Source organism: Paenibacillus sp. FSL R5-0470 (genome assembly GCF_037975205.1).
Classification (GTDB): Bacteria; Bacillota; Bacilli; order Paenibacillales; family Paenibacillaceae; genus Paenibacillus_AQ.
In genome coordinates this window covers 82,469-106,624 of the sequence record NZ_CP150238.1, presented here as the reverse complement: position 1 = coordinate 106,624, position 24,156 = coordinate 82,469, and the positions used below count along the sequence as shown (strand labels likewise).

General features: G+C 45.7%; 20 protein-coding genes, 1 tRNA gene and 3 rRNA genes. 2 read left to right on the top strand and 22 right to left on the bottom strand.

Annotated elements, in window-relative coordinates; translation table 11 throughout:
• Positions 1-253: 253 nt before the first annotated feature.
• Together tadA and MKY99_RS00490 are read left to right on the top strand one after the other, a co-directional pair.
• Positions 254-727, top strand: coding sequence for a tRNA adenosine(34) deaminase TadA (gene tadA / locus MKY99_RS00495; RefSeq protein ID WP_218641875.1), 474 nt, complete (start codon positions 254-256; stop codon positions 725-727).
• Between the two features lie 111 nt (positions 728-838).
• Complete coding sequence (locus tag MKY99_RS00490; protein WP_339268101.1) at positions 839-1,408, top strand: GNAT family protein; 570 nt, start codon at positions 839-841, stop codon at positions 1,406-1,408.
• A gap of 109 nt (positions 1,409-1,517) precedes the next feature.
• Here the strand turns inward: MKY99_RS00490 and MKY99_RS00485 are convergent, their stop codons facing one another.
• The 22 genes from MKY99_RS00485 to MKY99_RS00380 form a co-directional block, all read right to left on the bottom strand.
• Positions 1,518-2,609 carry a hypothetical protein gene (locus MKY99_RS00485; RefSeq protein ID WP_339268099.1) on the bottom strand — a complete coding sequence of 364 codons (1,092 nt, stop codon included), beginning with the start codon at positions 2,607-2,609 and terminating at the stop codon, positions 1,518-1,520.
• Positions 2,610-2,711: 102 nt separating this feature from the next.
• Positions 2,712-2,864, bottom strand: coding sequence for a small acid-soluble spore protein P (locus MKY99_RS00480; RefSeq protein WP_042183936.1), 153 nt, complete (start codon positions 2,862-2,864; stop codon positions 2,712-2,714).
• A gap of 12 nt (positions 2,865-2,876) precedes the next feature.
• On the bottom strand, positions 2,877-3,218 hold the full coding sequence (locus MKY99_RS00475) for a hypothetical protein (protein ID WP_042183934.1): 342 nt from the start codon (positions 3,216-3,218) through the stop codon (positions 2,877-2,879).
• Positions 3,219-3,391: 173 nt separating this feature from the next.
• A tRNA-Ser gene (locus tag MKY99_RS00470) sits at positions 3,392-3,480 on the bottom strand.
• 68 nt (positions 3,481-3,548) lie between these two features.
• Positions 3,549-4,835 carry a serine--tRNA ligase gene (gene serS, locus MKY99_RS00465; RefSeq protein WP_076301054.1) on the bottom strand — a complete coding sequence of 429 codons (1,287 nt, stop codon included), beginning with the start codon at positions 4,833-4,835 and terminating at the stop codon, positions 3,549-3,551.
• A gap of 73 nt (positions 4,836-4,908) precedes the next feature.
• Positions 4,909-5,505, bottom strand: a complete 597-nt coding sequence (pdxT, locus tag MKY99_RS00460; protein ID WP_280789057.1) for a pyridoxal 5'-phosphate synthase glutaminase subunit PdxT — start codon at positions 5,503-5,505, stop codon at positions 4,909-4,911.
• 18 nt (positions 5,506-5,523) lie between these two features.
• Positions 5,524-6,405: a pyridoxal 5'-phosphate synthase lyase subunit PdxS gene (gene pdxS, locus MKY99_RS00455; RefSeq protein WP_042123186.1), complete on the bottom strand. Its 882-nt coding sequence runs from the start codon at positions 6,403-6,405 to the stop codon at positions 5,524-5,526.
• Between the two features lie 111 nt (positions 6,406-6,516).
• Positions 6,517-7,863: a D-alanyl-D-alanine carboxypeptidase family protein gene (locus tag MKY99_RS00450; RefSeq protein WP_076286904.1), complete on the bottom strand. Its 1,347-nt coding sequence runs from the start codon at positions 7,861-7,863 to the stop codon at positions 6,517-6,519.
• A 161-nt stretch (positions 7,864-8,024) separates the two neighbouring features.
• Positions 8,025-9,482, bottom strand: coding sequence for an IMP dehydrogenase (gene guaB, locus MKY99_RS00445; protein ID WP_042183912.1), 1,458 nt, complete (start codon positions 9,480-9,482; stop codon positions 8,025-8,027).
• Between the two features lie 530 nt (positions 9,483-10,012).
• Positions 10,013-10,129 (bottom strand): 5S ribosomal RNA (rrf, locus tag MKY99_RS00440).
• 128 nt (positions 10,130-10,257) lie between these two features.
• A 23S ribosomal RNA gene (locus tag MKY99_RS00435) occupies positions 10,258-13,186 on the bottom strand.
• A 233-nt stretch (positions 13,187-13,419) separates the two neighbouring features.
• A 16S ribosomal RNA gene (locus MKY99_RS00430) occupies positions 13,420-14,977 on the bottom strand.
• Together the 16S, 23S and 5S rRNA genes form the textbook arrangement of a ribosomal RNA operon.
• Positions 14,978-15,384: 407 nt before the next feature.
• Positions 15,385-16,905 carry a lysine--tRNA ligase gene (lysS, locus tag MKY99_RS00425; protein WP_339268095.1) on the bottom strand — a complete coding sequence of 507 codons (1,521 nt, stop codon included), beginning with the start codon at positions 16,903-16,905 and terminating at the stop codon, positions 15,385-15,387.
• A gap of 156 nt (positions 16,906-17,061) precedes the next feature.
• Positions 17,062-17,541, bottom strand: a complete 480-nt coding sequence (gene greA, locus MKY99_RS00420; RefSeq protein WP_042183910.1) for a transcription elongation factor GreA — start codon at positions 17,539-17,541, stop codon at positions 17,062-17,064.
• 201 nt (positions 17,542-17,742) lie between these two features.
• Positions 17,743-18,759 carry a tRNA dihydrouridine synthase DusB gene (dusB, locus tag MKY99_RS00415; protein ID WP_339268093.1) on the bottom strand — a complete coding sequence of 339 codons (1,017 nt, stop codon included), beginning with the start codon at positions 18,757-18,759 and terminating at the stop codon, positions 17,743-17,745.
• 40 nt (positions 18,760-18,799) lie between these two features.
• Positions 18,800-18,994, bottom strand: coding sequence for a helix-turn-helix transcriptional regulator (locus tag MKY99_RS00410; protein ID WP_234540301.1), 195 nt, complete (start codon positions 18,992-18,994; stop codon positions 18,800-18,802).
• Positions 18,961-19,512, bottom strand: coding sequence for a 2-amino-4-hydroxy-6-hydroxymethyldihydropteridine diphosphokinase (folK, locus tag MKY99_RS00405; protein WP_339268091.1), 552 nt, complete (start codon positions 19,510-19,512; stop codon positions 18,961-18,963). The genes MKY99_RS00410 and folK overlap by 34 nt, the downstream gene beginning before the upstream one ends.
• An 11-nt stretch (positions 19,513-19,523) precedes the next feature.
• A complete protein-coding gene (gene folB / locus MKY99_RS00400) occupies positions 19,524-19,886 on the bottom strand; it encodes a dihydroneopterin aldolase (protein WP_042183904.1) in 363 nt (120 codons plus the stop codon).
• 30 nt (positions 19,887-19,916) lie between these two features.
• Complete coding sequence (gene folP, locus MKY99_RS00395; protein WP_339268090.1) at positions 19,917-20,774, bottom strand: dihydropteroate synthase; 858 nt, start codon at positions 20,772-20,774, stop codon at positions 19,917-19,919.
• Positions 20,771-21,652: an aminotransferase class IV gene (locus MKY99_RS00390; protein ID WP_339268088.1), complete on the bottom strand. Its 882-nt coding sequence runs from the start codon at positions 21,650-21,652 to the stop codon at positions 20,771-20,773. Before MKY99_RS00390 ends, folP begins: the two co-directional genes overlap by 4 nt.
• A complete protein-coding gene (gene pabA, locus MKY99_RS00385) occupies positions 21,649-22,230 on the bottom strand; it encodes an aminodeoxychorismate/anthranilate synthase component II (protein WP_339268086.1) in 582 nt (193 codons plus the stop codon). Before pabA ends, MKY99_RS00390 begins: the two co-directional genes overlap by 4 nt.
• Positions 22,227-23,771 carry an anthranilate synthase component I family protein gene (locus MKY99_RS00380; protein WP_339271427.1) on the bottom strand — a complete coding sequence of 515 codons (1,545 nt, stop codon included), beginning with the start codon at positions 23,769-23,771 and terminating at the stop codon, positions 22,227-22,229. The genes pabA and MKY99_RS00380 overlap by 4 nt, the downstream gene beginning before the upstream one ends.
• Positions 23,772-24,156 lie beyond the last annotated feature (385 nt).

The following is a 24,156-nucleotide window of genomic DNA, read 5'->3' as shown; positions in this document are numbered from 1 at the left end:
CGTTTAAGCGCGAAATATAAGGATAAAGTATAGCGTGAAACTTATACTTTCTTATATTTTAAGAAACCATCCACAGCTTATGCACATATAAACATTTTATTATAAAACGATGTGTACAAAAATGTGCATAAGTAGGCGGTTATCCACAGAGTTATGCACATTTTGTTAAGAACGAATATTTGTTCGTTGTACAATGGATATAAAGGAAGGGAAGATGATCTTGAATATTAAAGCAGGTGAATCGCTAGATGATATGCGAGCGGTTCATGAACACTGGATGAGGCAGGCGATAGCAGAAGCCCGCAAGGCTGAAGCATTAGGGGAGGTTCCCATTGGGGCGGTCATCGTACGGCATGGTGAAATTATCGGACGTGGATACAATTTAAGAGAAACTACAATGGATTCTACAGCTCATGCAGAAATGGTTGCCATTCGTGAGGCCAGCAATGTCATGAACTCATGGCGACTGCTGGATTGCCAGCTGTATGTTACTTTAGAGCCTTGTCCTATGTGTGCGGGAGCGATTGTACAATCAAGAGTACCCCTCACTGTATATGGCACTCCTGATCCTAAGGCTGGATGTGCTGGGACCCTCATGAATTTGCTTGAAGAACCGCGTTTTAACCATCGCACCGAAGTGATTCAGGGGATTTTACAAGAAGAATGTGCAGACCTACTGACCTCATTCTTTCGTCGTTTACGTCAAAAACCATCGAAACAAGCATAAACGCCTTCGGCGTCCTTATAAGGACGGTAAGCGTTTAAGCGAGAAATATAAAACATAAAGTATAGGTGCTAAACTTATACTTTCTTATATTTAAAAAAGGAGAGACCTGAAATGACCCTTACTTTATATCATACCTCACATGGTATCTATATTTCTCCTCTAGAGCTAAAGGATACAGAGAAATTACTGGAGCTGCGTTTGAATAATCGGTTAACACATGAACCATTTGAACCAAAACGCGATGAGCAATTCTACACTTTGGAGAGTCAACAACGGATCATCAATCAGCGTCTGGTGGATGCTCAGGAGGACAAAGCCTATATGTTCGGTGTCTATCTGCTTGATGGACAACTAATAGGTCAAATCACGCTATCTAATGTCTCAAGAGGTGTAGCTCAGTATGCTGATTTAGGCTATTTAATGGATCATCGGATGCAGGCAAAAGGTTACATGACTGCTGCGGTCGGATTAGTTCTCGGCTACGCTTTTCGAGCCTTAGGTCTTCATAGGATTCAAGCAGCCATCTTATTGCATAACGAGGCTTCTCGGAGGGTGCTGGAGAAGAGCGGATTTAAACCTGAAGGTATTGCACGCCGGTATCTCAAAATAAACGGCCAGTGGCAGGATCATCAAACCTATGCAATATTAGCCGAAGATATGCTGCCGGATGAACACAAATAACTTTCTGCTGACTCGTTCAGGATTAAAAATCTTATTCTTCTAATAAAAAAAAGACCCGCATGGGCGTATATCATACGCAACATGCGGGTCTTTCTCTCGTAACTTCTTATTAATAAGTCCCCAAGCTACCGAATTGCTCCTCTAGTTGATCCATTGTAATTACATCATCGCCCTGAGGAATGCCAATCTTGAACTCTGGCTTCTCGTTAATCTTGCCATATTGACCTGTTCCGTTTACAGAGAAGGCTACGTTCGTGCCATCTTCCGGATCATTTACTTTAATGTCCATCAATAAATCCTGATACACAGGGAATCCGTCTTTATTGATCGCTGTATTGTAGTGGAACTGATTAATTGTAAGATACTTATCAAGATCCGCCAAACTCTTATCGAATTCAGTTCTAGTTTCACTTGATGTGATCTCTTCTTTAGCCTTAGCCAGATCAGCATCATTAATTTGCAGCATATCCTTGTATTCTTCCTTGCTCACAATATCAATGATTTTAGGCAGGGCATTATTCACAAAGATGGTGATTGCTTCTTTAACATTATCGTTTGTCACTTGGAACTGAACGACCTGTTTAGCTTCAACACCCTCCGGTAAATTTGCTTCTTTTGGACTAAGCTCATTAAAATATTTTCCTTCATCATATTCCGCTAATACAGTGTCCATCACTTCATTAGAGAACTTTTGCATTTTCTGTGTATCAAGAGCACTTGGATTAAACTCAGCACCCTCTTGCTCTGCCAACGCCTTCAGATCCACCTCTACAAACTTATTTACGATTGTCTCCGGAATCGGGAAGAACGGAATCGATGGAATCTTAACATACAACTTCTCAGTGGTCATCACCATAGGGACATTGAAGCTCATGCTCATATCGCCCTTGAGATTCAGAACCATAGTTAGCTCTGTCTGCATTGGATCAGCCTGATAAACCCCGTCGACGGTAATATCAGCATTCTTGAGCATGCTGAGTACCTGTGTGGTCATTGCAGCAGATTCAGCATCAGCAGTCTCGATGGTTAAATCATTGATCGAGAATTTACTCTTCATCTCATATGAAGACATCGTAGTCGCTTTTGACGCAGCTGATTTTAAGGCCTCTTTTGGCGCCTCCTGTTTACTTGCACATCCCGGCAGAATTACTGCTGCTGTAAGCAACAGTGCCGCGGCCGATAAACCCCATTTTTTGTTCATTATTTTTCTCCTCTCCCATGTAAAAAAAATCTCCCCCACTTATCATAAACTATTTGTAAAAATCAAGAAACACTTCTTTATAATTCTTATTGTTTTTATTTGTTATCCTTGCGGATTATGATGGTCTACATGATTAGCCTGCTTCACCTTTTTAGAGCCAGAAAGTGGTTCTGGTGCAGAAGAATTATGCTCCTTTCTACGCTGGCCATCGTTGGGCTGTGCCCCGGGAACTGGAATACTTTTTGGCTTTGACATTGTTCATTCCTCCTAAGGATTAGTTATATTCTGTAGAGCCTGAGCACATTCGTGAATTTGTCGTGAATACTGCTGTGCTAATAGCTGTACTGCATCACTATGCTCATCAATATGAATTCCACTCTGCTCCACATCAAGCAGATCAACAGCGACCTCCCTGCTATCTACATACCTGCAACGAAAATCAAGTGAGTATCCTTGACGTCCTGCTGCATTAAAATGAATAAGCAGACTATTCGGATCACCATCATCCGCTAGTACATTGAAACTGTCCCCATCCTCCATTAACGCAGGCAGGCGTTCTTGCCAGGCCGAGACAAGATTATGCTGATCTACTTCCAATTGTCTGTCCATAATTATGATCATCCTCCTTCTCTAATACATTGCGGAGAAATCAATCTTTTTATTCTCAATGGAACTAGGTTCATCAAACAATAACTAAAACTGTACCAGTTCAAGCAGAACAAAAAAACCGCCTCCAAAGGAGACGGTTTCTATCTGCTTATTTCTTAAAGTTCATAAAGGAATGGCGGAGAGGATGGGATTCGAACCCATGTGGGCTTGCACCCTAACGGTTTTCAAGACCGCCCCGTTATGACCGCTTCGGTACCTCTCCAAATGCATATAAATTTCACATGCATTAGTAATTGTACCATATGGTGCGAAGAAAAAGCAACTATTTTCTTAAATAGTTTTAGGTTGGATCGATTTTACATTGCGCATATACGGTTGTAGACATTCCGGAATCAGAACACTACCATCCTCTTGCTGATAATTCTCAAGAATTGCTGCAACAGTACGCCCAACAGCCAAAGCAGATCCGTTCAGTGTATGAACAAATTCAGGTTTGGATTTCGGATCTTTACGGAAACGAATATTTGCCCGACGCGCTTGGAAGTCCTCCGTATTTGAGCAAGAAGAGATCTCACGGTACATTCCACTCTCAGGCAGCCATACTTCCAAATCGTACGTCTTAGCCGATGTAAAGCCCATATCAGCTGTACATAGCCCAAGTACGCGATATGGCAATCCAAGAAGCTGCAGCACACGCTCAGCATCTGCTGTCATTTTTTCTAACTCCTCATAAGAGGATTCAGGTGTAGTAAGCTTCACCAGCTCTACCTTGTTGAATTGATGCTGACGGATCAGACCGCGAGTATCACGGCCAGCTGAACCCGCCTCAGAACGGAAACAAGAGCTGTATGCTACATGATACTTAGGTAGATCTGCTGCTGTCAAAATCTCTTCGCGATAGTAGTTGGTCACAGGTACTTCCGCTGTAGGAATCAAATAGTATTCAGTGTCACGTAACTTAAACAGATCTTCCTCAAACTTAGGAAGTTGCCCCGTTCCGTACAAGCTGTCTTTATTCACAATGTAAGGCGGCAGCATTTCTTCATAGTTATGCTCACCACTGTGCAGATCCATCATAAAGTTAATAAGCGCCCGCTCTAAACGTGCTCCCAGTCCTTTATAAAAAACAAACCGAGATCCCGTAACCTTCGCTGCAGCTTCAAAATCAATAATATCGAGCTGCTGCGCAAGCTCCCAATGTGATTTCGGAGTAAATCCGAATTCCTTTGGCTCCGACCAGCGACGCAATTCAACGTTATCATCCTCAGATTTACCAACTGGAACTGAATCATGAGGAATATTCGGAATACTCATAGTAAGTTCAGCAATCTGAACTTCCAATTCACGCACTTCGTCATCAAGCTCTTTAATTCGGTCAGATACCGTACGCATTTCTGCAATTAGATCATCTGCTGGCTCACCATTCTTCTTCTTCTTCGCTACTTCACCAGAAACCGTATTACGACGGTTCTTAAGACCTTCTGTTTCTTGCAGTAATTCACGTCTGCGTAGATCAAGTTGTGGAAAATCAGCAATTAAATCCAGTGATTTACCCCGTTTCTCTAAGGCTTGTTCAACTCGAGCGTAATCACTGCGTAATACTTTTACGTCTAACACAAAGTTTCCCTCCTGAAAACAGCCTAAACTCTTTCAAATTGCTGCTTACAGCTTTGAAAGAGTCAGGATGTTCTTATATGCGATTCTGTTGTTGCACTTGCCTAGTAGCCTCTACCATATCAGCAAAATATTGATGCAGTCTGAAATCATCGGTCAATTCTGGATGAAAAGAAGACACCAGCAGATTACCCTCCCGTGCAGTTACAATCTCATCATTATAGACTGTAAGCACATCTACACCCGGGCCTACCTCGTTGATAAGCGGTGCACGTATAAAAACAGCGCGAACCGGCTCATCAATTCCTTTAACCTCCAGATCACATTCAAAGCTTTCCCGTTGACGACCGAATGCATTCCGAGCCACCGTAATATCCATTAGCTCCAAATGCCCTGGTTCGCCGCCGGCAATTTGTTTGGCCAGAACAATCATACCCGCGCATGTTCCAAAAATCGGCTTGCCTTGATTGGAGAAGTTACGTATGGCTTCGATGAAGCCATATTTTCGCATCAGTTTACCGATCGTTGTACTCTCACCACCAGGAATAATTAGACCATCAACCTCCTCAAGCTGCTCTACTCGCTTGATAGGTACGCCCACTGCTCCGGTCTTCTCTATACTAACAATATGCTCCGTAACTGCGCCTTGAAGCGCCAGCACTCCTATTTTCATCCGGCAACCTTCTCTCTATTAACGGCCACGCTCCGACATACGTTCAGCCGGGGTTAGAGTTGCAATATCAATCCCCTTCATTGGTGCGCCAAGGTTCTTAGATACTTCTGCAATCAGTTTGTAATCAGTATAGTGTGTAGTGGCTTCAACGATCGCACGGGCAAATTTCTCAGGGTTGTCCGATTTAAAAATACCTGAGCCTACAAACACACCATCCGCACCTAGATGCATCATCAGGGCAGCATCGGCAGGAGTTGCTACACCGCCAGCAGCAAAGTTAACAACCGGCAGCTTACCAAGCTCATGCACTTCAAGCAGTAGCTCGTAAGGAACTCCCAGGTTCTTAGCTTCATTATATAGCTCATCCTTGGACAAATTAGTTACTTTGCGGATTTGACTATTGATAAAGCGCATATGACGCACTGCTTCAACAATGTTGCCTGTTCCTGGTTCACCTTTCGTACGGATCATGGATGCACCTTCGTTAATACGTCTCAAGGCTTCACCCAAGTCTTTAGCTCCACATACGAACGGAACAGTGAACTCACGTTTATTAATATGGAAGACTTCATCAGCAGGAGTAAGAACTTCACTCTCATCCAAATAGTCAACACCCAAGGATTCCAGAACCTTTGCTTCTACGTAATGGCCAATACGAGCCTTAGCCATAACAGGGATACTTACCACTTTGATAACTTCTTCTACAATTGTAGGATCGGCCATCCGTGCTACACCGCCAGCTGCGCGAATATCAGAAGGCACGCGTTCCAATGCCATAACAGCTACTGCACCCGCAGCCTCAGCAATTTTTGCTTGTTCTGCATTCATGACGTCCATAATGACGCCGCCTTTTTGCATTTCTGCCATGCCTCTTTTAACTCGCGATGTTCCAGTTTCCATGTCCTAGCCCCCCGAATGATCTATCTTAATCTAACTTGTAATTTTACCCCAATGAAGGGAAATATACAATCCACTTACTCGGATTTAACGCAATTTTCGATGCTAAATTCATTAGAACAAGTTCTTGATCCCTGTAAATAAATCGCCGAAGAAATCTCCAATGGCTCTAAGGAATAAACTGAACCAACCGGCTTTCTCCGCTTCTTCAGCAGTAATCAGATTAACTGTCTTCTGCTGAACATCAGACATGCCTTCAACTTGGTAGGAATAAGTAACCTTACCCACTTTAGCAGATTGTTCTATAGGAGCAACTAAGGTTGCTGGATCATTTATTTCAACAGTTGTTTTAATTTGAGGGGAGGTTGTTCCCTTAGGGACGATAAACGAAACAGCTTCATCCGTAACTACAGACACCTTTTTATTTTTCCCTTTAAGAACTGGCACGGTTTCGTTGCCGGCTATCACTGCTTTAGGGGCCACAACCTGTTTAATTTCAAAATTATTAAATCCGAAATCAAGTACTTTCTTCGTCTCTGTAAAACGGTGTGGCTCTGTATTAGCCCCCATTACTACACTTATCAGACGCATGCCATCACGTACAGCTGTACCTGCAAAACAATATTTTGCTCTAGCGGTATGGCCTGTTTTCAAACCATCCAATCCCTCATAAGCATAAGCCTTAAAATTCTGGATACTCTTGTTAGCTTCCAACATCCAGTTAAAGTTAATCATTGGTGCGGTATCACGTTCACGGAACTTATAAGACTGAACCGTTGTAAATCTATTAAAATCAGGATGATCAGTAACGATATATTTGGCAAGAATAGCAGCATCCATCGCTGACATTACGTTTTCTTTTTTATCAGTTGAGCGGAACTTCTTAGGCATGTCAGCTTTGTCTAATCCAGTAGAATTAACAAAATAGGCAGTTTTCATCCCCATCTTCTGGGCAGTCTGATTCATTAGCTCTACGAATTCCAATTCTGATCCGGAAACTAGTTCTGCCAAAGCTACTGTAGCATCATTTGCAGATCCGACAGCCATTGCTATATACAGCTCTTCAACCGTATGCTCGTCATTTTCCGCTAGAAAAATTCGTGATCCAACCTGTTTAGACGCATTTTCTCCTACTATGACTTTTTGATCCCATGAAAGCTGTCCAGTCTTCACCGCTTCTGCTACAAGATACTCTGTCATCATCTTAGTCATACTAGCTGGAGGCAAAGCCTCATCTGCATTCATAGATAAAAGAATTTCACCTGTTGTTGGTTCTATTAGAACCGCTGATTTCAAATTTAGACCCAGTGATTCCACAGAAGGGATCTTCACTGCTTTCTGAGTCGTCTGAGTTGCAGTACCAGCTTGTATTGTCGTTGTCGTACCTTCCTCAGCGAATGCCGGAAGTGGAGTGGAAACTAACATATTTAAAAGTAGACCTACTGTGACTGTCTTAATCATAAATTGCTTACCGTTAAATTTCTGTTTGTGATTCAATGATTACTACTCTCCTTTAAACCTCATATCAATAGCTTGTTCTATTCTAACACAGGGGTACACGCAAAAAAAGACAGACAGGACGAAATAGTCCTGTCTGTCCAAAAAATAGTCTTTCTAGTCCATTACACGGAATAGTTTGGCGCTTCTTTCGTAATTTGCACATCATGTGGATGGCTTTCGCGAAGTCCGGCACTTGTGATGCGAATGAAAGAAGTGTCATTCCGAAGTTCTTCGAGTGACTTGGTCCCACAGTAGCCCATACCCGAACGCAGTCCGCCAATCAATTGATGAACGGTATCCGAAAGAGGCCCTTTAAAAGCGATACGACCCTCAATTCCTTCAGGAACAAGCTTCTTATCGTCATCCTGGAAATAACGATCCTTACTACCTTGTTTCATGGCACTCATACTGCCCATACCACGATATACTTTAAATTTACGGCCTTGATAAAGCTCCGATTCTCCTGGGCTTTCTTCTGTACCCGCAAACATACTTCCCATCATTACAGCATGAGCACCTGCGGCAATAGCCTTCGTGATTTCACCGGAGTACTTGATTCCACCGTCAGCGATGATAGGAACTCCGTACTCACGAGCAACCGTTGCACAATCATAAATGGCTGTAACCTGCGGAACACCGATACCAGCGATAACTCGTGTTGTACAGATAGATCCAGGTCCAATACCTACTTTAACTACAGAAGCTCCAGCCTCAATAAGTTCACGGGTTGCTTCACCTGTAGCCACGTTACCAGCAACAATTGTAAGATCAGGATACAACTCACGAATTTGGCGAACCGCTTCAATAATATTAATGTGGTGGCCATGTGCAGAATCGACGACGATCAAATCCACACCTGATTTCACTAACGCTGCAGTACGCTCGAATGTATCTTTAGAGATACCAACAGCTGCTCCAACCAGTAAGCGACCCTGTGCATCTTTCGCTCCGTTAGGGAACTGAATCGCCTTCTCGATATCTTTAATTGTGATTAGGCCCTTAAGAACGTTATTCTCGTCCACCAGCGGCAATTTCTCAATTTTATGACGTTGTAAGATGCCTTCTGCTTCTTGAAGTGTCGTGCCTACAGCAGCAGTCACGAGATTCTCATGTGTCATAACTTCTTTGATTGGAATATTAAAGTCATGAATAAAACGTAAATCTCTATTAGTTAGAATACCGACCAGTTTGTTGTCATTGTCTACAATCGGTACTCCGGAAATACGATATTTACCCATCAGCAGTTCAGCATCGGATACCAGATGTTCTGCTGAAAGAGAGAATGGGTTAGTAATAACTCCGCTCTCAGAACGTTTTACACGATCCACTTCTTCCGCTTGCTGCTCTACAGGCATATTCTTGTGAATAATCCCGATACCACCCTCACGAGCAATAGCAATGGCCATAGCCGCTTCTGTGACTGTGTCCATACCTGCACTCATAAGCGGGATGTTCAACTTCACATTCTTACTTAGAACTGTAGTCAAATCTACTTCCTTCGGCAGTACCTCAGATTTACGCGGAACCAGCAGCACATCATCAAAAGTCAGACCTTCTTTACCAAACTTATCTTTCCACACCTGGGTCATTCCTCCTCGGTTGTTTTTAAATTATACCCGCCTACAAACTTTACAAGCTAAAACGCCTTTGCCGTCCTTTTAAGGATGGTAAGCATTTATGCGAGAATTATAAGGATAAAGTATAGCGTGAAACTCATACCTTCTTATAATTTAAAAGAAGAACCTTCGACTTTAAGTCCATTCACGACAGACAACTCTGTACATCTGGAAGTTGAACAAGTTCATATCTTCAATTTAGGTTTGAGATGCTTATCCAAAAATATATTATTGCCATCTTAGCAAAGGGCATTTGGACTGTCAAGAACATTACATCATCAGAGTAGGTATTCAAAAAACGACTCCCGCGTAAGCGAATTATTGGACTATTGTCCGCACAGAGTGGACATTTAGTGGTGAAATTATACAATCCACCATACCCATCACCAATGCTTACACCTATCTCTAATGTAGTATCTCAAAATAAACCCTAATGAATTCTTCAATAATATAACAAAAAGACCACTGTCGATTACTCAACAGTGGTCTTGCATGCTTGGCAACGTCCTACTCTCCCAGGACCCTTCGGTCCAAGTACCATCGGCGCTGGAGGGCTTAACGGTCGTGTTCGGGATGGGTACGCGTGGAACCCCTCCGCTATCGCCACCAAACATGCGTCTGTGAAACAGACGCTGCCGCGTGAAATTTCGTTCATCACCAGTAGTGAGAATGAATTTCTAAGCGTGTTACAGGCTTGATGCCTGAAAACTGAATCCGAATTGAATTTGCGTATTAAGTATAGGATAAGCCCTCGACCGATTAGTATTGGTCAGCTCCATGCATTACTGCACTTCCACCTCCAACCTATCTACCTCGTCGTCTTCAAGGGGTCTTACTAATTGGGAAATCTCATCTTGAGGGGGGCTTCACGCTTAGATGCTTTCAGCGCTTATCCCGTCCGTACGTAGCTACCCAGCCATGCTTCTGGCGAAACAACTGGTGCACCAGCGGTACGTCCATCCCGGTCCTCTCGTACTAAGGACAGCTCCTCTCAAATTTCCTGCGCCCACGACAGATAGGGACCGAACTGTCTCACGACGTTCTGAACCCAGCTCGCGTACCGCTTTAATGGGCGAACAGCCCAACCCTTGGGACCTACTTCAGCCCCAGGATGCGATGAGCCGACATCGAGGTGCCAAACCTCCCCGTCGATGTGGACTCTTGGGGGAGATAAGCCTGTTATCCCCAGGGTAGCTTTTATCCGTTGAGCGATGGCCCTTCCATGCGGTACCACCGGATCACTAAGTCCGACTTTCGTCCCTGCTCGACTTGTAGGTCTCGCAGTCAAGCTCCCTTATGCCTTTGCACTCTTCGAATGATTTCCAACCATTCTGAGGGAACCTTGGAACGCCTCCGTTACTCTTTAGGAGGCGACCGCCCCAGTCAAACTGCCCGCCTGACACGGTCCCCGTACCCGGTAAGGGTACTAGGTTAGAACCTAGATACGATCAGGGTGGTATCCCAACGGCGCCTCCACCGAAGCTTGCGCTCCGATTTCTACGGCTCCCACCTATCCTGTACAGATCGTACCCAAATTCAATATCAAGCTGCAGTAAAGCTCCATGGGGTCTTTCCGTCTTGTCGCGGGTAACCTGCATCTTCACAGGTATTAAAATTTCACCGGATCTCTCGTTGAGACAGCGCCCAAGTCGTTACGCCATTCGTGCGGGTCAGAATTTACCTGACAAGGAATTTCGCTACCTTAGGACCGTTATAGTTACGGCCGCCGTTTACTGGGGCTTCGGTTCATAGCTTCGGGTTACCCCTAACCACTCCCCTTAACCTTCCAGCACCGGGCAGGCGTCAGCCCGTATACTTCGCCTTGCGGCTTCGCACAGACCTGTGTTTTTGCTAAACAGTCGCTTGGGCCTTTTCACTGCGGCCCCCTCGTGCTATTCACACTACCGGGGCACCCCTTCTCCCGAAGTTACGGGGTCATTTTGCCGAGTTCCTTAACGAGAGTTCTTCCGCGCGCCTTAGAATTCTCTTCTCGCCTACCTGTGTCGGTTTGCGGTACGGGCACCTTCTCCTGGCTAGAGGCTTTTCTTGGCAGTGTGAGATCATGACCTTCGCTACTGTAATTTTCGCTCCCCATCACAGCCCAGCCTTAATGATGTGCGGATTTGCCTACACATCAGCCTCACTGCTTAGACGGACATATCCATCAGTCCGCGTCACTACCCTCCTGCGTCACCCCATCGCTCATAGCGGATTACGGTGGTACAGTAATTTCAAACTGTTGTCCTTCGACTACGCCTTTCGGCCTCGCCTTAGGTCCCGACTTACCCTGAGCGGACGAGCCTTCCTCAGGAAACCTTGGGCTTTCGGCGGATCAGATTCTCACTGATCTTTTCGTTACTCATACCGGCATTCTCACTTGTATGCTGTCCAGCGCTCCTTACGGTACACCTTCAACCCACATACAACGCTCCCCTACCCCAGATACATACGTATCTAGCCATAGCTTCGGTGGTGTGTTTAGCCCCGTTACATTTTCGGCGCAGAGTCACTCGACCAGTGAGCTATTACGCACTCTTTCAATGGTGGCTGCTTCTAAGCCAACATCCTGGTTGTCTGTGCAACTCCACATCCTTTCCCACTTAACACACACTTGGGGACCTTAGCTGATGGTCTGGGCTGTTTCCCTTTTGACAATGGATCTTAGCACTCACTGTCTGACTCCCGGCAATAAGTATATGGCATTCGGAGTTTGACTGAGCTTGGTAATCCTTGCGGACCCCGCACCCAATCAGTGCTCTACCTCCACTACTCTTATACCGAGGCTAGCCCTAAAGCTATTTCGGGGAGAACCAGCTATCTCCGAGTTCGATTGGAATTTCTCCGCTACCCCCACCTCATCCCCGCATTTTTCAACATGCGTGGGTTCGGGCCTCCAGTGCGTGTTACCGCACCTTCACCCTGGACAGGGGTAGATCACACGGTTTCGGGTCTACGTCCACATACTAAATCGCCCTATTCAGACTCGCTTTCGCTGCGGCTCCGTCTTCTCGACTTAACCTTGCATGTTAAACGTAACTCGCCGGTTCATTCTACAAAAGGCACGCCATCACCCATAGATAGGGCTCTGACTTTTTGTAAGCACACGGTTTCAGGTTCTATTTCACTCCCCTTCCGGGGTGCTTTTCACCTTTCCCTCACGGTACTGTTTCACTATCGGTCGCCAGGTAGTATTTAGCCTTAGCAGATGGTCCTGCTGGATTCATACGGGGTTTCACGTGCCCCGCACTACTCGGGATCCGTCTCGGAGAGAACACAGTTTAGGTTACAGGGCTTTTACCTCTATCGCGGGCCTTTCCAGACCTCTTCACCTACCATATTCCTTTGTAACTCCATGTGAGACGTCCCACAACCCCTAAGAGCAAGCTCTTAGGTTTAGGCTGTTCCGCGTTCGCTCGCCGCTACTGACGGAATCACTATTGTTTTCTCTTCCTCAGGGTACTTAGATGTTTCAGTTCCCCTGGTCTGCCTCTACATCTCCTATGTGTTCAGAGATGAGTAACTGCGAATTACCACAGCTGGGTTTCCCCATTCGGACACCCCCGGATCAAAGCTTGCTTACAGCTCCCCGAGGCAGTTTCGTTGTTCGCCACGTCCTTCGTCGGCTCCTGGCGCCTAGGCATCCTCCGTGTGCTCTTATTAGCTTAACCTTGATTTTTCCTAAGAAAAATCTCACTAATAACATTTACTTGTTTGCACAAGTTGCTAAAAGATGTTCTAAAACGCAAATTCGTTTCGGTATCCAGTTTTCAAGGATCAAGTCTTACTTGAGAGCTTAAACTCTCAAAACTGAGCAACGAGTGAGTAACAGGCCTAAACCTGAGATTTTGGAAGTTTAACTTCCGATTTGAATGTCTTCATTGCAGAAGACGATTCTCCATAGAAAGGAGGTGATCCAGCCGCACCTTCCGATACGGCTACCTTGTTACGACTTCACCCCAATCATCTACCCCACCTTCGGCGGCTGGCTCCCTTGCGGGTTACCCCACCGACTTCGGGTGTTGTAAACTCTCGTGGTGTGACGGGCGGTGTGTACAAGACCCGGGAACGTATTCACCGCGGCATGCTGATCCGCGATTACTAGCAATTCCGACTTCATGCAGGCGAGTTGCAGCCTGCAATCCGAACTGAGACCGGCTTTGATGGGATTGGCTTCACCTCGCGGTTTCGCTTCCCGTTGTACCGGCCATTGTAGTACGTGTGTAGCCCAGGTCATAAGGGGCATGATGATTTGACGTCATCCCCACCTTCCTCCGGTTTGTCACCGGCAGTCACTCTAGAGTGCCCAACATTACTTGCTGGCAACTAAAGTTAAGGGTTGCGCTCGTTGCGGGACTTAACCCAACATCTCACGACACGAGCTGACGACAACCATGCACCACCTGTCTCCTCTGTCCCGAAGGCCGCCACTATCTCTAGTGGATTCAGAGGGATGTCAAGACCTGGTAAGGTTCTTCGCGTTGCTTCGAATTAAACCACATACTCCACTGCTTGTGCGGGTCCCCGTCAATTCCTTTGAGTTTCAGTCTTGCGACCGTACTCCCCAGGCGGAGTGCTTACTGTGTTAACTTCGGCACCAAGGGTATCGAAACCCCTAACACCTAGCACTCATCGTTTACGGCGTGGACTACCAGGGTATCTAATCCTGTTTGCTCCCCACGCTTTCGCGCCTCAGCGTCAGTTACAGCCCAGAAAGTCGCCTTCGCCACTGGTGTTCCTCCACATATCTACGCATTTCACCGCTACACGTGGAATTCCACTTTCCTCTTCTGTACTCAAGTCACCCAGTTTCCAGTGCGACCTCAGGTTGAGCCCAAGGTTTAAACACCAGACTTAAATGACCGCCTGCGCGCGCTTTACGCCCAATAATTCCGGACAACGCTTGCCCCCTACGTATTACCGCGGCTGCTGGCACGTAGTTAGCCGGGGCTTTCTTCTCAGGTACCGTCACTCCGATAGCAGTTACTCTACCGGACGTTCTTCCCTGGCAACAGAGCTTTACGATCCGAAAACCTTCATCACTCACGCGGCGTTGCTCCGTCAGACTTTCGTCCATTGCGGAAGATTCCCTACTGCTGCCTCCCGTAGGAGTCTGGGCCGTGTCTCAGTCCCAGTGTGGCCGTTCACCCTCTCAGGTCGGCTACGCATCGTCGCCTTGGTGGGCCGTTACCCCACCAACTAGCTAATGCGCCGCAGGCCCATCCCTCAGTGACAGATTGCTCCGTCTTTCATTCTTCCTTCAGGAGAAAAAAGAAATTATCCGGTATTAGCTACCGTTTCCGGTAGTTATCCCAGTCTAAGGGGCAGGTTGCCTACGTGTTACTCACCCGTCCGCCGCTAAGTTATTTTGAAAGCAAGCTTTCAAAGTGACTCCGCTCGACTTGCATGTATTAGGCACGCCGCCAGCGTTCGTCCTGAGCCAGGATCAAACTCTCCAATTAGTATTGAAAAGAGCGATATGCTCATTTTGAAACATCTGACGAGAAAATTAATTCTCTAATTTTGGATTTCACTTTCGTGATTTCCTACTCACTCGTTGTTCAGTTTTCAAAGATCAAGTTCTCGTTGGCGCCGTTTAATGTCTCAGCAGCAACTCTTATACTATATCATGTTCAGCCGTTTAATGTCAAGCTCTTTTTTTAACTTCTTTTTCGAGCTCGGCATGTGTGTTTATCGGCCAGAAATAGAATATATCATGTATAGAGATTCATTGCAACACTTTTTTTCAAACAAATTAGTATTAAGCTATATATCCTCATAACGATACCAGAATCTTTACCTTCTGATCAACAGTAGCCAAGGAGAACCGCCGCTAGACAGCTCCCCTGTGCTCATTGTTGTATAAATACTATTCGTTTGTACGGTTACGCATATGCGGGAATAGCAGTACGTCACGAATAGATGCAGAATTGGTAAGCAACATGATCAAACGGTCTACACCGATTCCCAGTCCACCTGTAGGAGGCATACCATATTCCAAAGCACGGATAAAGTCATCGTCCATTTCATGAGCTTCGTCATTACCTTGCTCTTTCTCCTGGATTTGTGCTTCAAAGCGTTGACGCTGGTCGATCGGATCATTCAATTCACTAAATGCATTCGCATGTTCACGACCCACAATAAACAATTCAAAACGATCGGTGAAGCGTGGATCCTCATCGTTTTTCTTCGCCAGTGGTGAGATTTCAACCGGATGTCCCATTACAAAGGTAGGCTGAATCAGAGTTTCCTCTACAAATTGCTCGAAGAAAGCATTAAGGATATGACCGAAAGACATGTGCTTTTCTACAGGTACACGGTGCTCTTTTGCCAGAGCCTGTGCTTCCTCATCTGTCATATGAACACTGAAATCAACACCGGTTACTTCTTTAACGGCATCAACCATAGTTACACGACGCCATCCTGGTGACAGATCTACCGGCTTGCCTTGATAGTCGACCTGTTGAGTTCCTAATACCTCTTGGGCAATATGAGCGATCATATTCTCCGTAAGGTTCATGATGTCCTTGTAATCAGCATAAGCTTCATACAGCTCAATCATAGTAAACTCAGGATTGTGACGAGTCGAAATTCCTTCATTACGGTATACACGACCGATTTCGTATACTTTTTCCAGTCCACCAACAATAAGACGTTTCAAATGAAGCTCAATAGCAATACGCATATAAAGCTGCATTTCAAGCGTGTTGTGGTAAGTAATGAACGGACGCGCTGCAGCTCCACCGGCAATCGCATGAAGTGTAGGTGTCTCAACTTCAAGATAGCCAAGTGAATCCAAATAACGACGCATAGATTGAATGATTCTTGAACGAGCAATAAAGGTCTGTTGAACTTCCGGATTAATAATCAAATCAACATAGCGCTGACGGTAACGCAGCTCTACATCTTTAAGACCATGATATTTCTCAGGAAGCGGCAACAAGGACTTGGACAAGACTTCGAGATTATGCACTTTGATGGAGGTCTCGCCTGTTTTGGTTTTGAATACTGTTCCGCGAACGCCGATGATGTCTCCTAGATCGAGAACATTGAACGCTGCGTATTGCGTTTCAGGAATGCTGTCTTGACGAACATAAAGCTGAATTCTTCCACTGAGATCTTGGATATGCGCAAAACTGGCTTTACCCATAACACGTTTTGCCATAATGCGACCCGCTATGCTGACTTCAGCAGATAGCTCGTCCAATTCTTCTTTAGAAAGTCCATCATACTTCGATACTAGTTCGCCAGCATTAGCTGTACGCTCATACTTTTTGCCGAAAGGATCGATACCAAGTCCTCTTAGCTCGTCCAATTTGGCACGGCGGATTTGCAAAAGCTCACTAAGTTCGTTCTCTGCATTCTCCACATTATTCATTTCCTCGGTCATGCTATTCATCCCCTTGCAGATATAAATCCCTTATATTTTGAAAAAAAGCTTCCCTAAGGAAGCTTTCCCAAACAATGTTCCCTTATCTGCCTGCATACAAGAAAACTACTTATACATTCGGCAGCACATCTATTTACAGACTATAAGATCTGTACACTACTTCATTCTGATATCGAGAATTTTATATTGAATAACGCCTGCAGGTGTATTAACGTCAACAATCGTGCCTATTTTCTTGCCGATGATGGCTTTGCCTACTGGACTTTCGTTGGAGATCTTATTATTCAGTGGATCGGACTCCGCTGTACCTACGATCGTGTATTCCATAGTGTCACCATATTCCAAATCTTCAACACTTACAGTAACACCGATACTTACCACATCAGTAACGATCTCGTCGCTATTAATGATGCGCGCGTTGCGAAGCATCTTCTCCAAGGTGATAACGCGTCCTTCGATAAAAGCCTGCTCATTCTTCGCGTCTTCATACTCCGAGTTCTCACTGATATCTCCGTAGCCAATCGCTACCTTAATCCGTTCAGCAACCTCGCGGCGTTTCACAGATTTGAGGAATTCCAGCTCATCTTCCAGACGCTTTAGCCCGTCCGGCGTAAGGATGACTTCTTTATCGCTCATCTCAACCGATTCTCCTGTCGTATACATTTATTGAAAACACCATACTATATGCTAATCTAGGAGGATAAGAACCCTCCCTGCTGCATTGCTCTTACTGTAACGGCGATTTTATACTGTGAAATTATATTGGAACCGCTACAAAATGTCAATGACACCACATATAAAGTGGGATGTGTTCAAAAAGCGTAAGGAAAACAACGTTTATACTGCGGAAGCAGACATTTCATTACCCTTATTCTCTTCTTCATGCTTTAGTTGAACGACAAAATCATTCAAAATCTTCACCATTCCATCACGTTCTGTCTCTAACATGAGCACATCCTTTACTCGTGCAGCAGACTTCAGGCCTTTTAAATACCAAGCCACATGCTTACGCATATCCCGAACGGCTACTGCTTCTCCCTTAAGTGCAACCAGCCGATCCATATGAAGAATGGCAACCTTAATCTTCTCATCCAATCCAGGTTCAGGCATCAGTTCCCCGGTGCTTAAATACTGAATCGTACGATACAGCATCCATGGGTTACCTAGCGCACCGCGCCCGATCATCACGCCATCACAACCGGTCTGATCAAGCATAGCCCGAGCATCTTCAGGTGTATTGACATCACCATTGCCGATAACCGGAATGGAGACCGCTTCTTTTGCCATCTTGATATAATTCCAATCCGCACGCCCCGTGTAGAGTTGCTCCCGTGTTCGTCCATGTACACTGACAGCCTTGCCACCGGCACGTTCTACTGCACGTGCATTATCTTCGACAAAAATATGCTCGCTATCCCAGCCAATCCGCATTTTCACGGTTACGGGTTTATCGACAACATCGACAACTGCAGAGACCATTTCATAGATTTTATCGGGATTCAAAAGCCAGCGGGCTCCCGCATCACATTTAGTTACTTTAGGCACTGGGCATCCCATATTGATATCGATAATATCAGCATTGGTTTCTTTATCAACCACTTTAGCTGCTTGCACCAGTGATTCTCTATCCCCGCCAAAAATCTGCAAACTAAGCGGTTTCTCCCGTTCATCTACAAACAACATTTCGCGAGTACGCGTATTCCCGTGAATAATAGCCTTGTCGCTCACCATTTCCGCACAGACTAAACCTGTACCAAACTCTTTAGCGATTAGACGAAAGGCCGGATTGCACACCCCAGCCATAGGTGCCAGAACAACTTGATTTTTCATCTCAATGTCGCCAATCTTCAGCATTCGTATCACTTCCATTATTCCTATTTAAATTGCTTAAAAATTATGAGTCAGGGTTTACCAATTCTTCGGTTGTAACCCCTAATACATTCGCAATTTTATCTAAAATTTGATCTTCCAAACGTCTATTGCCCCTCTCGACTGCGCCAAGCACAGCCAAGGAAATCCCAGTGAGATCCGCAAGTTCCTGCTGAGTATAGCCTTTTAGCTTGCGGAATGCCCTGACCCTCCGTCCCATACGCTTGTTGTCCACAACCGAATTCCTTCCTTTCCGTCTATGTCTTGAAGCGCTGCTGTAATCAACTTGCGGAGTCCGGAAGACTGTTCATTCTGTGGAACGATATCACTGAGCGGAAGCATTACAAATGCACGCTCAAACATACGCGGATGCGGTAACGTTAAATGCGGAGTATCAAGTGTCTGGCCCTCTACCCACAATAAATCTAGATCTACCGTTCTCGGTCCATAGCGAATATCCCGGATACGACCCAGTTGCGTTTCGATCCCCAGCATTACTTCCAGCAAGGTCTCTGGCGCAAGCGTCGTGCGCAAAGCTGCTGCCATATTAAGAAACTGCGGCTGATCTAAATAACCTACTGGCTCTGTCTCGTAGACATTGGAGCAGCGAACTACCGATATTTCATCATGATTATTCAGTCTGTTCAAAGCCTCTGACAGCGTGCCCTCACGGTCGCCCAAATTAGCCCCTAAAGCAATATAAGCCTCTGATTCTTCAGAGGTGGAATGTATATTCATGGACTTTGTTCTCACTTTCTAGTTCTGCGCAGCTCCACAGTCACTCCCTGAAAATGAATGTCGAATGGCGGATGCGGTTTAGTTACCTTTACCGTTACTGCATTGATAACAGTATAAGTGTCCAGTACGGAGGATGCAATATATTCTGCCAGAGCTTCAATTAACTTAAAGGACTTTATTTCGACAATGTTTTTGACCAGTTCATGCACTTCAGCATAGTTTACGGTTTGGTTCAAATCATCGTTCTGGCCCGCTCCCTGTAGATCGAGTTCCAGCTCCAAATCAATGTAAAAACGTTGGCCCAGCTTACGCTCTTCTTCAAACACACCATGATATCCGTAATATTCCATTCGATGCAGTGTCATTTTATCCATCTTTAAACCCGCCCTTTTTATAAAATATCTTTATTCACGCACCAATGGAGGTGCAGCATACAACATCGCATCACACATCTTGACCGTTCGTTTTATTAGGGATACATCATGCACTCGTACGATCTGGCAGCCCTGAGCAATACCAAAGGCTACTGTAGCTGCGGTACCTTCCACAACATCATCAGCGGGCAAATCAAGTACGGTCCGGATGAATTTTTTGCGTGAAGTCGCCAGTAACAGTGGATAGCCAAACTCAGTCAACCCGTCCAAAAGCATCATCGCCTGCAAATTTTCATTAAAATCCTTCGCAAAGCCGATCCCTGGATCCAAGATGATATTGGCCGGCTTCACTCCTGCGGCTAAAGCAAGATCAATACTTTCCTTAAGGTCTGCCGACATATCCGCACTTAGATTCGTATAATCACGGTCCTGCCGGTTATGCATCAAAATAATGGGACAGTCCGCATCAGCTGCCACTGCCGCCATTTCCGGATCAGCTTTACAGCCCCATATATCATTAATGATATGGGCACCAGCAGCAATAGCTTGGCGTGCCACTTCAGCTTTGTACGTATCTATAGATAACGGAATATGCGGTGCCGCTCGATGAATACTCTCGATGACAGGCAATACACGAGCTAATTCCTCTTCAAGCCCCACTGGTTTATGACCAGGACGGGTAGATTCTCCACCAATATCTATAATATCAGCACCGTCTGCGGCCATTTGTAGCGCATGTTCTACTGCTTTGTCCGGATCATCCCAAAGTCCTCCATCTGAAAAAGAATCCGGGGTTACATTCAGGATGCCCATAATCAGCGTTCGCTTTCCCAATTCCAAATCAGTATTTCCACAGCGGTATGTCCGCTTGAATATGGCTGGTCTCATTTCGATATTCCCGTCCTTTCTCTATAGAATGAAATCAAATCCGAAGTCATTCTGCCGCAAAGGCCATCGCCTACGGTAATTTTTTTATCTTTTTCCCAAAGCGTTGTGACCGGGACAATTTCTTGTACGGAATTAGTAAGAAATACTTCGTCGGCTATTTTTAACTGCTCCCAATGATATGCGCCCTCTTCTACCCTAATTCCAGCACTACGAGCCAGCTCCATTACCATTTCCCGGGTAATTCCCGGTAGAATCCCAGCTGAGATATCTGGAGTGTGGAGAATATTGTTTTTTATAAAAAAGATGTTACTGACAATGCCCTCTGCTATGATCTCTTGTGCAGTCAACATCAGTCCTTCAGCACCATTCGCCGCAGAGGCATAACCCCTAAGCTCACGCTTGGCCAAAATATTATTCATATAATGCAGAGACTTGAATCGCACTGCTCCCTCCGGAGTGTTACGCCTTAAGGACAACAATTGCAGGTCTTTGCCTTCGCTATATATCTTTTCGGATACTTTCGGCAGCGCTTTGATGTACAGCAAATGATTGGGTTCGCAATAGTCGCCCGCAGGTAATCCGAGAATATCCTCACCAGCGGTCACGGTATAGCGTATATAAGCTTCTTTTAATTCATTTTTGTCCATAACACGCTGGATCCACTCCTGCAGCTGTTCAACATCCTGCGCAAATGGAATACCAAGTTCCTTGCAGCCCTCTGCCATACGCTTCAAATGACGCTCCAGTAGAAAAGGCACTCCCCCATACGTCCGAAAGGTCTCGAACAATCCTATGCCGTATAAAAAACCGTGATCCAGGGCGGAAACCACGGCTTGTCTTGCATCTATGACACCATTGTTAAATCCTATATATTTCATGCCGTTTCTCCGGCTCTCCGTTTCAAGAAATTACGCAGCATCGTATGACCATGATCCGTAATAATCGATTCCGGATGGAATTGCACACCTTCGATAGGGTATTCTTTATGGCGCAGTGCCATAATCTCCCCTTCTTCGGTCTCCGCTGTAATCTCCAGACAATCCGGCAGACTCTCGCGCTCTACAATCAAAGAATGATATCTCGTTGCCGTAAAGGGAGACTCCAGACCTTCAAAAACCGACGTGCCCTTATGATGAATCGGGGATGTTTTTCCATGCATCAAACGTTCTGCACGAATAACATTTCCACCAAATGCTTGGCCTATCGCCTGATGCCCAAGGCATACGCCGAAGATCGGAATAATACCTTTGAAATGATGTAACAATTCCAAACTGATCCCCGCTTCATTAGGTGTACATGGTCCTGGAGAAATTAAAATATGATTGGGAGCCATTTTTTCAATCTCTTCAATGGTAATTTCATCGTTGCGGTGTACTTTAACCTCTTCCCCAAGTTCACCCAAATACTGTACGAGGTTATACGTAAAGGAATCATAATTATCGATGACCAAGATCACAGTGTTTCTCCCCCTTCGGCGCCGCTGGTAGTTTGGGATTCCTGCTGTAACTCACTACAGAGTACTGCCTTCACTACCGCTTTGGCTTTATTATGGCATTCACGGTATTCACGGTAGGGATCAGAGTCGATCACGATGCCCGCACCTGTCTGAATATATCCGACTCCATCCTTTACAGCCAGTGTTCTAATAATAATATTTAATTCCATATTTCCGTTATAGTCAATAAAGCCCATGGATCCTGTATACGGCCCACGCCGAACCGGCTCCAGCTCTTCAATGATTTCCATTGTTCTTACTTTGGGCGCGCCTGTAATCGTTCCCCCTGGGAACAATGCTGCGATTACAGCATAAGCATCCTTATCCGGTGCGACCTGGCCCTCTACCTGCGAAACGAGATGCATCACATGAGAGTAGCGCTCCACCGTCATCAGCTCAGGCACGCTGACGGATCCATATGCAGCGACACGCCCGATGTCGTTGCGCTCCAGATCGACAAGCATAATATGCTCGGCGATCTCCTTTTCGCTCCCGCGAAGCTCCGCCTCCATGGCGGCATCCTCCGCGGGAGTCAGGCCTCGCCGCCGGGTGCCGGCGATTGGCCGTGCGCTCACTTTGTCCCCGTGCAGCTTGACGAGCAGCTCCGGTGAAGCGCTGGATAGCGCGAAGCCGGGCGACCGCAAGAGCCCCATGTACGGGGACGGATTGAGCTTGCGCAGCCATTCGTAAACATCCTCCGGCGAGGACTTCAGCTGCGCCTCCTGGCGCAGCGAGAGGTTCACTTGAAATACATCGCCTTGGCGGATGTATTCCTGAACGTCCAGCACGGCCTGCTGGAACTTCTCAGGTGAGAAGGCCGAGGTCATACCCGGCCACTCCCCTGAGGAATCTGTGAGGGCCTCAATGCTACCTTTGACCTCTTCGTTCAATCCCGAAGCAGCGGATACCAACTGCCACTGCTCTACCATTCGTCCAGCCTGTTCTATAGCACCGAGATAAAGGTTCTGCAAATCCTCCATCCCACATTCTGCTGGAACCAGGACGTGAACAGCACAATAAAGCACATGCTCTTCGTGATCATAAATCCATACCTCATCCATCCTCATAAAGAGATAATCAGGAAAACCGGGATCATCTTGTGCGAGAGACGGTAAACGCTCCAATGAGCGAACCACATCGTACCCTATAAATCCAATACATCCACCGGTAAATGGAGGAATGCCCTGAACGTTTAGACTTGGCGAGGTGAAACCTGACATCCATTGCTGTAGCAGCTCTAGCGGCTGACCTAGCAGCGTTGTTGTCTCATGTGAACCCTCATCGGCTGTATGACCCAATGATTCGGGAGAAAGGCTAAACACCTCAGCGCCTTCTCCCTTGCCTTTTAATATTGATACAGGATTTAAACCTAAGTACGTATAGCGGCCACCCTTGCCACTCTCCAACACTACGGAGTATTCGGAAGCTAGTTCCCAGGCCTTCTTCCAGGATGCGGGCAGTTCCCCCGAGCACTTGGGTGATTTTATAATCAAGGGGAACATGCTCCAGTCTTCAGCTGCCCATTGTTCCCACTCATTCCATGTCGTTATGATTTCCAAAGCCATCCTCCTAAAAGTTTTGTCTAGCATAATCCTACAGTTTAATCTTCGGGACAAAACTTACTTCGTAAGCATTTGCTTAGTTTTATCTAGCAATTACTTATTATTAATCATCAGTAGTATATTGCCTGTCAGTATACTGTACTTAAGGCATTATTGAAAAGCCCCCAGCTATAGGAAATTATTATGGCTTTTAAGTCTTCAGTAAAAACCATAGCATTTTTCAAAAATAATAAATTACCACGTCTAGGTCGTCATATATACATAGAGCCTTTTGCCCATATAATCAACGAAAAGAGTCTCCATCACCACCAGAAAAGTGGTATGA